We start from the raw sequence: 11,532 nt of genomic DNA on the forward strand, positions 1-11,532 counted from the left end.
CAAATGTGACACTAAACCGGGAGGAGGATATTAAAATGGCAGAGATGAAAAATATTGAAGTTAGAAAAAATGAGAACATAATCTCTTTAGAAGACCTAGACATTAGAGTGTCTGAGTTACGCGATGAGGAGCTTATGGCTCGACCAGTAAACCACGTAGGGCACTAATTGTTAATTACAAGAAATTTTTGAAGTTTAAAGGTAATAACTGATCGAAAAAACTGTGGCCATCGATCTTTCGTTTAAATCAAATGAAGGAGATATTAATATGAATTGTAAAAATTATACTAATGGGTTTTTAAAACCATTTATTAAAACGAATTCAAATACAGACTTATCATACGTTTATGAAGCACCTATTAAGACTTTATTATCATTATCACATTTAGTAGGTAAAGATCCCTCATATAAGAATAGTTTGCGAATATACGTTAACGGTGAAGCTCGAGAAGACTTAGAGGAACAAGTACTTAAAAGCGTTCCCAACTCTTTTTCAGATTTAGAACAGTGGGGTAAAGATACTTTTGATAACCAAGACTATTTAATTATTCTCAATAGGGTAGAGAAATGGTACGACCCTATTGTAAAATGGTGCGGCGAGTTATTTCAAGATTCAAAAGGAATTATTGACGAGCGATTACTTCATCTTGAAGTAACCTACTTTATTGGTAATACCACTTATACACCGTTTGGAGTGCACATCGATGAAATATCAGATGCTTTGCATTTAAACCTAGGACCGAACAAAAGATATATGCATCTTTGGGAGCCAGACATTTATCGTAAAGTTAGGGGGTCGTTATTACCACTCCACAACCCCGGTGGACATGTCTTAGAATACGCTAAACACTATCAAATCAATCCAAATCATTGGTTTTTTCTACCTGCAAGTAAATATTTTCATATCGGTGAAAATACCGATTTTAGTGTGTCATTAGCCTTAGCTTTAATTAAATATGATGAGGATACTATTATAAAACGTTCTTTAAAGGAAAGTTCGCTTTCTTATAATGAAAATACTCCAATCGACGTAGCTTCCTTGTTAAAGTGCATTATTAACGAAGAAGCCAATAGTGAAGATGGAGTCATTCCTTATTCTAAACTTAGTAAGTTAAATAATGAAGTGGAAGAAAAAGTTATAGAATATATTTTTCGGATAAGGAGTAATCTAGGATTTAAAGTACCAACCACGCAAGGAAGTTTGGAGTTTATCAATATTAACAAATGGAAGAACAGTTCATTTTCATTAGTCAATCCTTTTAAACTTATTGTTCTTGAAAAATCAGAAAAGATCCACCTTTTTGCTAGAGGTAACATGATAAGTATCTCAAAAAACGAGACTGTCTTAGAGTTAATTAGAACAATCAATTTGGGAAAAGAAGTTGAAACGAACACACTTATACGATTGTTTGGTGATCGTTTAAGTGAGAGTACCTTATATTACTTAATTGAAAGATTATATAAGTGTGAAGTGATCGAGGTGAGTACATTTGAACTGCAATAAGAAATATATTATAAACCCAAGTATTAAAACTGATCAAGATGATACTCATCTGACTATTATACTACCATATGAAAAAAAGAAGATTAGATTTAGCCATCCTTTCAATAAAGTACTTGATTTAATAGCAAAGCCTATAGAGTTAAATCAGCTAATAGATTATGGGATAAGCAACGAAATTTTTAACTTCTTACATGACGAAAATATCCTAATACCCATAGAAAATTCAAAATTATATGAATATGGACTATTAAAACAACCTGAAAATATTATTGGAAAAAAGTTAGCACTCTCAAGCTTGAAGCAAGATATGAATTTTGAGGGACAATGTTGTTTTATAGGAGTGCCAGTTTCCTTTGAACATAAGGGTATACTAAGCCCAATAAGTGGAACGTCCCAAATAAGATCAAATATAAAGATATTTGATCTTCCAAGTGGAAGTGACGCAGATATACCTGATGAAGAATATATCTACGATACTAATAGAAATCAATTTTACAAAAGAAAAGATGTCTTACCTTTTGATTTAGGCGATATTTGTTATGATGCTCGGATGGAGACAATGTATGACGTTAATCAGAAAATCAATTTTACAGTAAATAAAATAGTAGAACATGGATTGAAGCCTATTGCATTAGGAGGAGATCATACTATTACCTATTCCATTGTTTCAAGTCTCATGGAATATCATGATAGTATAACCATTATCCATTTTGATGCTCATACCGACCGTTATGAAGGTCGATATAAGAATAAAGACGGACTCACAATCGGCAATGTTTTTAGTGAAATAATGAAAAATAAGAAATTCCACAAATTATATCAAGTTGGTATAAGAGAATTTGAAACGAAAAGTAACTCTTTACAAGTACAGGAAGATAGCTGTCATATACATACTGCACATGAAATTCATTCTTTAGAAGATGTGACTAGTATTTTTTCTACACTGGACAAAAACGACCCAATCTATATTTCCTTTGATATAGATGTCTTAGATCCAGTTTATGCACCTGAAGTAGCTTGGCCTGTTATAGGTGGATTGAACTTTCATCAAGTATTCACTCTAATTACTTATTTATCTCAACATTTTAATGTAATTGGAGCAGATTTTGTGGAAGTTTGTGCTGGAGAAAAAAAATTCAACTTGGCTGCTTTATCGGCAGCTAAATTGGCTACACTGATTGCCTTAAATCAGAAGAGAAAAATTACAAACAGAGGTGAAGAATGTGCTATTAACGAATAAAAAATCTCCGGCATTCGTGGAAGATTGGATATTGAAATTATTAAAAGCTACAAACAACTTAAAAGATTATGCACTAATTTCTAATATGTTGATAGAGATTGATGATATAGCGAATCAATTTAAAAAGGCTCTTAGCAACATCAAAGATCAGGATGAGAAAGCTATTTTAAGAGTATTTGTAGATAACGGACAACGATATGACCTATTAGAAAAGATTAGAAATACAACGTATAATTCAGATGCGGATATGGATAATTGGATTCAAGAAACAATTGGTTTTAAAGAGTATTGTCTAACCTTTAATGGAGTTACTAAATGGAATGATACTCTCCATACACAACTAACAACTGAAGTGGTTAGACCAATTGTAGATAATATAGGTGTACCGTTGGCTGGAATTGATGCATATGCTTTCGTTGCTAACGCTGGCTATACTCCATTTGGGATTCATGAAGATCCTGACCATTCCTTGATATTCCACCTTGGGCCCGATGAAAAACACGTGTGGATTTGGAAGAATACAGATTATTTAAAACTAACTGGAAGTAACGATAGGCGTTTCGACTTGGAGAATCTTATTGAATATGCTGATCACTTTGTGATGAAGCCTGGAGACTGCTTGTTCATTCCAAAAGGGGACTTCCATGTGTTTGAAAATGTGGGGTATTCTGCTTTCCTGGGGTTTATAATGTATCCTTCGAGTGCTGGGACAATCGGTAGTGAGGGGATAAACATGTTAACAAAACTAAATGGGGATAACGACGAATATTTTGTGGCAGAAAAGCATCTAAAAGAGAGTATTCATAAACAAATTGATCAAATAACTAACTCACATAAAGAGGATTTAGACAATGGTTTAAAGCTAGGGTCCTACTACTATCACTTGCTGTTAAAAAGCAATGGATACTTCATACACAAACCAAACATTAACAAAATAAAAAAAGAAGAGTATCAAGATAAAAGTTTAGTAAAACCTGAATGTTTTCCAATATTATATTTAGTCGAGAGTGAGAGAATTGCTATTTTTGTTAGAGGAAGACTGTTACGAATTAAAAATGTTACAGGTATTACGGAGTGCATTGAGGCCATAAATAGTTACAATGAAGTCACTTATATGAATTTAATTGATGATTTGAGAAACATTATCTCTCCAGAAGTTGCTGAATATTTAATTAGTTGCATTATTCAGTATAAGGGACTCATGATAAAGGGGTGAACGAGTTGAGAAAACTTAATATTAAGTGTTCATTAGTAGAAGAGACAGAAAACTTCACTAAACCAATACTTTGGAAGTCCTTTATAAGCAAGGATATAAACTGGAACCAATTATATACTGACCTTATCTGTGAATTTCAAAAAAATAATGAATATCCTAATATGAACATAAATGTAAATGATTCTGTAAAGCCATGGTATAAAAACAAAATTCATGACTTTGATGTGAAGAATTATGATAGCTTAGTGGAATGGTTTTCTGAATGGCTGGAAGGAGATAACTTTTGTGTATTATTTGATCGTATCACTGATTATAGTGAAATGGTTTATAACATAATCGCATCAGAAGTTATAGGTAACTTAGGCCAAAATGTTGAATTAAAAATTGGAGCAGATACTTATGCGATATTTGGAAATTATGGCTACACACCATTTGGTATCCATCCAGATAATGAACCCATCTTTTTAATTCATTGCGGTCCCGAGAAAAAAGATATTTGGTATTGGGAGGAATGTCCAGATGAGAGTATAGTAGGTAGAACTGACATTTTGAAAAAATCTAATACATGGAAAAAAGGGGCTGTTCATGTGGTCCTTGAACCAGGTGATATGATTTTTATACCTAAACACGTATATCATCTACTATACACAAGAGATTTTTCCATTACTCTAGGGACAGCGCTATTTCCAGGTGATGCACCTTCAATGATTCGTACAGGAATCACAAACCTAAGTAGGAACAGCAATGTCAATATTGAAAATTTAGTATCATGGTCAGAAAAAAGCTCGAAAAAAGAACAATTCAATCAAATTGTTGAAGATTATTTTCAGCTAAATATTAATGAATTAGGTGAAGCAATATATCAAGGTATAATAGATCAACAATATAAGCTTAAAAGTAATGGGGGATTTATCGGTTCCCCTATGTTCAATAACGTAGATAATAATGTAAGTTTAAAGACCTCTTGCTTTAAGTTAAAAGATCACTCTGTTATTGCAAGTCGGAAGTTAGATGGAGATTTAGTTCTTTATCTTAGAGGGCGAAAAGTTAGACTTAAAGAAAATGAATTCATAGAACAGGCCATAAAATTTATTAATAGTGAACCGAAATTCTCATTTAAAGACATCAATAACATCTTGAAAGACGAAAAGATTACTCACGAGATTCTACTCTTATTATACAAACACAAATGTATAGAAGCATTTACCTGTAATTTTAAGAAGGTGAAAACCTATGGGTGATGTTTTAGAATTAGAAAATAATCTGCATTTAGAATGGGAAGTGTTACAAAAACCATTTATTATTCGAAACTTTTTTTCTGAAGAGCAACGATTAAATCTTCTATTGGAAGAGAGATTGGTATCTAATGTAGGGACATCTTCCATTATGACGAGTAAAAGATGTAGCAATGAAACACGTAAGTTTAACTTTTTAGAGTACCTTTCCTACATGAATGAAACCACTGATAAAAATCCCTGGTACGCAGCTAACTGGCATAATGAAGATATATTAACAGCAGTGTTAAAAAATATTGATCTTCCGGGTTTATTTTATTGTTGGTTGGAAAAATTGCCTAATGATATAAAGCCTAATTGGCTATGGTTATTCTTAGGACCAAGAGAATCTTCAACGGCATTACATATCGATGTAATGATGAGCAGTGCATGGAACATCCTTTTTAGTGGAACTAAAAGGTGGAGATTTCTATCTCCCTCTGAGTCCATTAAACAGAATATACTCGATAAGAGTTTTAGTAGTCAATTTAGTAAAGATCGGTATATAATCGAAGCCGTCCAACACCCTGGTGATATAATTTACACACCCAGTGGTTGGGCACATGAAGTTGTAAATACAGACCCGACTATATCCTTAACCGGAAATTTTATTAATGAAAGTAATTATCGATATGTGAAACACTACTTGAAGGGTCGTAATAAATTTGATTGGATAAAAGTGATTGAAAAGTTAGAAACAATTTTTATAAGTGAAATTAATCAAGGGGTTTTTAAATGAATTTATTAAAATCGAATTTATTAATGAAAGACAAAAATTTTTTTTTATATTGGGTATCCCAGTTAATATCCTCCTTAGGAAATAGCCTCATTCCCGTTACCATTACCTTTGCTGTATTGGAAGTTACCGGTAGCGCTACTAGCCTTGGTATAGTTTTAGGAGCTTTATGGATATCTCGTGTTGTATTTGTCATGTTTGGGGGAGTGTGGGCCGATCGCCTTTCAAGAAAACATATAATAATTATTGCTGATTTATTTCAAGGTTTCAATCATCTAATAATTTCCTTAGCTTTTTTTACTAACTTAATTGAAATATGGCACTTAGCTATTTCAGCTTTATTTTATGGGGCAATAAGCGCTTTTCATGCACCAGCTTCGAGTGGTTTTCTCCCAGAAATTATTGAGAAGCATCAGTTACAAAAAGCTAATTCACTTTTAAGTATCACTAGTAGTATTTTTGATATTGCAGGTCCAGCCTTGGCTGGTTTATTAGTTATCTTTTTAGGCTTTAGTACTATATTCATTATTGATGCTATAACATTTTTTGTGAGTTTTTTTCTCGTTCTATTCGTTACTCCAAAATTTAAAAGTAAGCAATCTCAGCAAACTCCATACTGGCAGGATTTAAAAGAAGGAGTCAAAGTGGCAAAAAATCATTCATGGATCTGGACTACATTGATTTCTTTTTCCATTTTCAACTTTGCTGTCGCAGCAATTAATGTGTTAGGTCCATTAGCTCTAAGTGAAAGTTTAAGAGGTCCAAAAGAATGGGGACTAATCTTGACAGCAGGTTCAATTGGAGGTCTGTTAGGAGGAATTATTTCTCATAATTTAAAGCCTAAACACCCTTTGAAATTTAGTTTTGTTTTAATGGCGATCTTTATAATTTTAGAACTTCTCGTATTAATAGGTCCTTTGTCGACATGGATTATTATGATTGTATTTATGTTGGCAAGTGCTAGTATAATTCTAGGGGCAGTATTTTGGGACACAATCGTTCAACAGCATGTACCAGAGCATCTAATCTCTAGAATCGGTTCTTTAGATTCATTTGTATCGTTTATATTTATGCCTGTTGGATTTGTAATAGCTGGTCCTTTGTCAGCCAAGATTGGTCTCAATTCAACACTAATTACGATTGCCACATTAGTATTAATATCTAATGTATGGGTAATCTATTTCGGGGATGGTCGGAAAATCCAATTTAATGAGAATAGTAAAGTAAATGAATCAACTTCATAATCTCATCATTAAATCCCTTTTCATGTTCGGTTTGCATTACCAATAATATCATTATGGTTAATTTATTCTTACCCTTTCCTCTTGTACAAAGCTAACGATGTACAAGAGGAAAAGAAAAAGGCAGAACAACTGAATAGGGAACAAGAAATGGTAAAGGCTGTACTTGGCTCGATTTGTTTCGGAATTTCTAAGCTGGTATGAACAGTAAAACGGCCCTAAAGGACCGTTTTTTTATTATGATGAAAATAATCGTGCAAAAAATCCTTTTTTTGTGTGAAGTGGCTACGGCTTCTTGTTGATTCTTTTGAGCTTCCTGTTGAGCAATTAACCTTTGTTCCTCCTGCTTTTTGATAGATTCCGTAAAATTCTTGTATTGATGATCCATATGTTGTTGCCGTTTTCGGCTTAACATTTTTGAACGTTCTCCTGGTATTTTAAACTTTCCCGTTGCCCCAAATGAAAGAGGTAAAAGCGCAGAGGAGCTGTCGAAATTAGCTACACAGCCAATTCTCGATTTTATTAAACAAGACCCAACGAGAAATTGGTATCTCGTAGGGGTAGAACCAACATTTTGACGTAAAACCCACGTTAAGACATTTTTTGGTAGCAAAATAGCTCTTTTCCTTACTTTAAGCTAATTCCCTTTAACGTAAATGGGTTTGCGAAAAGGAAATTAGTTTTAGGAAAGGGTTAAGGGAACGAAAATCATCTATTTTACAACCTGGGGAATCATCGGGGGATTTGCTGTAACTATACTAAAGTAGCTGTTTAGTGCAGAATTAATATCCTCCTACTTCCTTCTGGGCGAACTATTGGAACCCTAATAATGCGGTGCCGATCGCGTTAAGAGCGAGAATATTGTAATAAGGGGGTCCTGCCGTGACGCTACCCCAATAAGACAGTTGTTGCTTTGAAATAAAGTTGGATTAAAAATATTTATTGAACGTGTATTTTGCAACAAACAAAAAGAATCCATTTTGAAAAAGTTTGATTAGAACTCTAACAATACCATATAAAAGGGTTATAAAAACTGTTCGAATACATCTAAAAGAATCCAATTTAATTCCATGAGTAAAACAGACCTTTATTTTACAAACTATTTAAAGTAAGCCAATTAGAGAGGTGGAAATCTAGGTTATGTCTGAAATACTTAGGATATGTATTGATAAAACTTTACCTGATGAAATGAAAGAAAGCGCAGCGATTAAATCGATAGAAGAAAATCCTGCTAACAACCCTTATTATGCTGTAAGTGGCACCAATTTTTCCAATCATGGGTCTTTAAGTCCCGAAATGGTGGGTGAACGTTTAAAATTTTGGAGACCAGGCAGAACTCTTCGAATTAAGTTTTTGGATGGAGTCCCAGAGATTCAAGAAAAGGTGAAAGAATATGCTATGGAGTGGACAAATTACGCTAATTTGAAATTTAAATTTGTTGAGAGTGGAGAAACTGAAATCCGAATAACCTTTAAACAAAAAGGTAGAGCCTGGTCAAATGTAGGAACTGATTGTCTCTTAGTCGCTCAACATTTACCAACAATGAATTTTGGCTGGTTTACTATAGATACATCAGACGAAGAATATTCTAGAACTGTAATTCACGAATTTGGTCATGCTTTAGGACTTCATCATGAACATATGCACCCAGACGGCGGTATTCCTTGGGACAAAGAAGCTGTGTATCGTGACTACATGAAGTGCGTAGATCCTAATGAAGATCCTTGTTGGACAAAAAAAGATGTCGATGATAATTTATTTAATAAATTTGATCGTACACTTTTGAATTACTCAAGATATGATAAGGATTCAATTATGCATTACCCTATTCCTAATAAACATACCATTGGCGATTATGAAGTAGGATGGAACAGGCAATTATCAGAATTAGACAAACAGTTTATTAGAAGGTTTTATCCACCTAATCCAGAATCTGTTACTGTAAAAATTCCTTTAAGTCAAACTGAGAATACAAATATTTCATTTGCTGAAAAACCGAAGTTTAATGAAAATCTCGAAAAACTTCAAAATCGTCGGGCATTAGAGCGCTATATGGAACGTTCCAGTGAACGAGAACATACAGCTAATGAGTTACAAACTAAAAATCCTTTTGAAATAAGTAAGCCAGAGAGGGTAGCTTTTCGAACATCGATAATTAGTCCCCGTGACGGTCTAGCGTTAGAAGGACTTTTTGGAGAAAGTGATTTATTTCCTGTTTCTTTTCTTGAAAGAGGACTGAAAGCTGCAAAACCTGTTTGCAGAATTGAAGTGAGAGATAGAATAGGAAGTGTTCTTGGGTATGGTACAGGCTTTTTAGTCTCTCCAACATTATTATTGACAAATAATCATGTTTTAGAAAATGAAGATATGGCATTGTTCAGTTTAGTCCAATTTAATTATGAACTCGATTTAAATAATACAGAACGTGAAATCAAGAATTTTCGTTTAAATCCCAAACGTTTATTTATTACAGATCAAACCCTTGATTTTTCACTGGTCGCAATTGAAGAGATATCTGCAAATGGAACTCATTCGAGTGATTTTGGTTTTCTACCTCTATTACCTCAAAAAGGTAAAATTTTAAAAGGTGAACATGTATCAATTATTCAACATCCAGATGGAGCACCTAAATCAATCGTTCTTAGAGAAAATAAAGTACTGGATATATTTGATGACTATTTTCATTATGAAACAGACACTAAACCGGGTACATCAGGTTCTCCCGTATTTAATGACCAATGGATAGTTGTAGCTCTTCATCATGCAGCTGTTCCTGATTCAAACAACAGGGATCATTTTATAGCTAATGAAGGAATTCGAATCAGTAGTATCCTACAGTTTATTATGAATCAGTATCAAAACTTAAGTGATGATCAAAAGATGTTAATTGATAATATTTCACAAAGCTTAGAGAGCGAGAAGAAGTTCATCCAAGAATGGCATAATGCTTCTAAGGGTTATGATTCAAAATTTTTGGGAAATAACTACGAAATTCTTCATCCTAAATTCCGATTGGATCTTGAAGATGATATCGTACTCCAAGTAAATGGTGAAAAAATATTAAACTATACACATTTTTCGATTGTGATGAGTAAAAAACGTCGTTTAGCCTACTATACTGTAGTTAATATCGATGGAGATAACTTGAAAAATGTGGGCCGTGAAAACAGCTGGAACTTTGATCCTCGTATTGATAAAAAATATCAGTGTGGTGACGAACTATATAAAGATAATGACCTTGATAGAGGACATCTTGTTCGTAGAAGAGATCCTATATGGGGAAATTCTGCAGATGAAGCAAACAAAGATACTTTCTATTTCACAAACGCTTCTCCACAACACAAAAAATTAAATCAAGAAATATGGTTGGGTCTAGAGGACCATATCTTAAAGAACACTGATGATTTTAATCTAAAAGTAACAGTGTTTACAGGACCAGTATTCCGAAGTGATGATATTTTTTATCGAGGAGTACAGATACCGGCAGAGTTTTGGAAAGTAGTTGTAATGGTCAAGCAAGATGGTAACTTATCTACTACAGCTTATTTACAATCCCAGAAAAATCTAATTGATAATTTGGAATTTGCTTTTAGCGAATATAAAACATATCAAGTACCCGTTTCGAAAATTGAAAACTTAACAGGTCTTGATTTTGGTGAGGTGCGAGATCACGATCCACTTGATCGCTTAGAATCTACAAATGGTCATATTATTGAAACGTATGAAAATATAAAGTTTTAAAATAAAGAAGATAATAACCAAACGAAATAAAGTTTAGTCAAAACATGCTCCTATATTAGTTTTGAATTAAAGTTGGATTAAAACCCACTTAGAATTCTTTTATTGGGTAAAGCATTGCTTCTTTTTTATAAACATCGCATCTTTATTTCAAAGCCACAACCGTGTAATGCAACACAATGTTATTATTTTACATTACAGAAAAAGCTGTAAACCTATGAGTATCAAGGGTTTTCAGCTTTTTTATTTATCCTTTTTCATAAATAAGGGTTTTAATGTAATATATCGGGTAAAGGATTTATAATAAACGCTCTTTACAGTATATAGATTCACTGGAAAACCCTATTTCACCTAGGAAGGATCTGAAATTCGTAACGAATAAACAACTATAGACCAAACAATAGATAATTCGCTTAGAATCGTCCATAGCGACAAAAAAAACAGGTGTAGCTTTGAAGCGAAGTTTGATCAAATTAATACAAGAAATCATGATAAATGAATAAATAGAAAGAGCATGTTTTGAAAAAAGATTAATCAAAACATGCCCTTATACTATTTAATTGGATTATTCTTTTATAAAAAAG

General features: G+C 33.2%; 8 protein-coding genes and 2 pseudogenes. 9 read left to right on the forward strand and 1 reads right to left on the reverse strand.

Annotated features, from left to right (window positions below):
- Positions 1–267 precede the first annotated feature (267 nt).
- From ACIQYG_RS22075 to ACIQYG_RS22100, 6 genes are read left to right on the forward strand one after another with little or no spacing between them, the layout of a single operon-like run.
- Positions 268–1,503: a hypothetical protein gene (locus tag ACIQYG_RS22075; protein WP_402842531.1), complete on the forward strand. Its 1,236-nt coding sequence runs from the start codon at positions 268–270 to the stop codon at positions 1,501–1,503.
- Positions 1,490–2,743 carry an arginase family protein gene (locus ACIQYG_RS22080; protein ID WP_402842533.1) on the forward strand — a complete coding sequence of 418 codons (1,254 nt, stop codon included), beginning with the start codon at positions 1,490–1,492 and terminating at the stop codon, positions 2,741–2,743. Before ACIQYG_RS22075 ends, ACIQYG_RS22080 begins: the two co-directional genes overlap by 14 nt.
- Positions 2,744–2,774: 31 nt before the next feature.
- Positions 2,775–3,959: a hypothetical protein gene (locus ACIQYG_RS22085; protein WP_402842536.1), complete on the forward strand. Its 1,185-nt coding sequence runs from the start codon at positions 2,775–2,777 to the stop codon at positions 3,957–3,959.
- A 5-nt stretch (positions 3,960–3,964) separates the two neighbouring features.
- The gene (locus ACIQYG_RS22090; RefSeq protein WP_402842539.1) at positions 3,965–5,200 is read left to right on the forward strand and encodes a JmjC domain-containing protein; all 1,236 of its coding nucleotides are present in this window, start codon (positions 3,965–3,967) and stop codon (positions 5,198–5,200) included.
- On the forward strand, positions 5,193–5,972 hold the full coding sequence (locus tag ACIQYG_RS22095; RefSeq protein ID WP_402842542.1) for a JmjC domain-containing protein: 780 nt from the start codon (positions 5,193–5,195) through the stop codon (positions 5,970–5,972). The genes ACIQYG_RS22090 and ACIQYG_RS22095 overlap by 8 nt, the downstream gene beginning before the upstream one ends.
- Positions 5,969–7,213 (forward strand): MFS transporter, encoded by a 1,245-nt coding sequence (locus ACIQYG_RS22100; RefSeq protein ID WP_402842545.1) that lies wholly within the window; start codon positions 5,969–5,971, stop codon positions 7,211–7,213. Before ACIQYG_RS22095 ends, ACIQYG_RS22100 begins: the two co-directional genes overlap by 4 nt.
- Before the next feature lie 187 nt (positions 7,214–7,400).
- On the opposite strand, the gene ACIQYG_RS22105 is transcribed toward ACIQYG_RS22100, so the two are convergent.
- Positions 7,401–7,625 carry a hypothetical protein gene (locus ACIQYG_RS22105; protein ID WP_402842547.1) on the reverse strand — a complete coding sequence of 75 codons (225 nt, stop codon included), beginning with the start codon at positions 7,623–7,625 and terminating at the stop codon, positions 7,401–7,403.
- Here ACIQYG_RS22105 and ACIQYG_RS22110 point away from each other — a divergent pair.
- The 3 genes and pseudogenes from ACIQYG_RS22110 to ACIQYG_RS22120 all read left to right on the forward strand — a co-directional run.
- Positions 7,615–7,767: pseudogene (locus tag ACIQYG_RS22110) on the forward strand (amine oxidase); the annotation flags it as partial. The gene ACIQYG_RS22105 and the pseudogene ACIQYG_RS22110 overlap by 11 nt on opposite strands.
- A gap of 739 nt (positions 7,768–8,506) precedes the next feature.
- Positions 8,507–9,022: pseudogene (locus ACIQYG_RS22115) on the forward strand (M12 family metallopeptidase); the annotation flags it as partial.
- Between the two features lie 240 nt (positions 9,023–9,262).
- Positions 9,263–10,951 carry a DNA/RNA non-specific endonuclease gene (locus tag ACIQYG_RS22120; protein ID WP_402842550.1) on the forward strand — a complete coding sequence of 563 codons (1,689 nt, stop codon included), beginning with the start codon at positions 9,263–9,265 and terminating at the stop codon, positions 10,949–10,951.
- Positions 10,952–11,532: the final 581 nt, after the last annotated feature.

It is taken from the genome of Peribacillus sp. NPDC096622 (genome assembly GCF_044762665.1).
Taxonomy (GTDB): Bacteria; Bacillota; Bacilli; order Bacillales; family DSM-1321; genus Peribacillus; species Peribacillus frigoritolerans_B.

Coding starts and splice junctions, on each gene's coding strand:
- ACIQYG_RS22075 (WP_402842531.1), top strand. CDS start 268: ATGAATTGTAAAAATTATACTAATGGGTTTTTAAAACCATTTATTAAA.
- ACIQYG_RS22095 (WP_402842542.1), top strand. CDS start 5,193: ATGGGTGATGTTTTAGAATTAGAAAATAATCTGCATTTAGAATGGGAA.
- ACIQYG_RS22100 (WP_402842545.1), top strand. CDS start 5,969: ATGAATTTATTAAAATCGAATTTATTAATGAAAGACAAAAATTTTTTT.
- ACIQYG_RS22105 (WP_402842547.1), bottom strand. CDS start 7,625: ATGTTAAGCCGAAAACGGCAACAACATATGGATCATCAATACAAGAAT.
- ACIQYG_RS22120 (WP_402842550.1), top strand. CDS start 9,263: ATGGAACGTTCCAGTGAACGAGAACATACAGCTAATGAGTTACAAACT.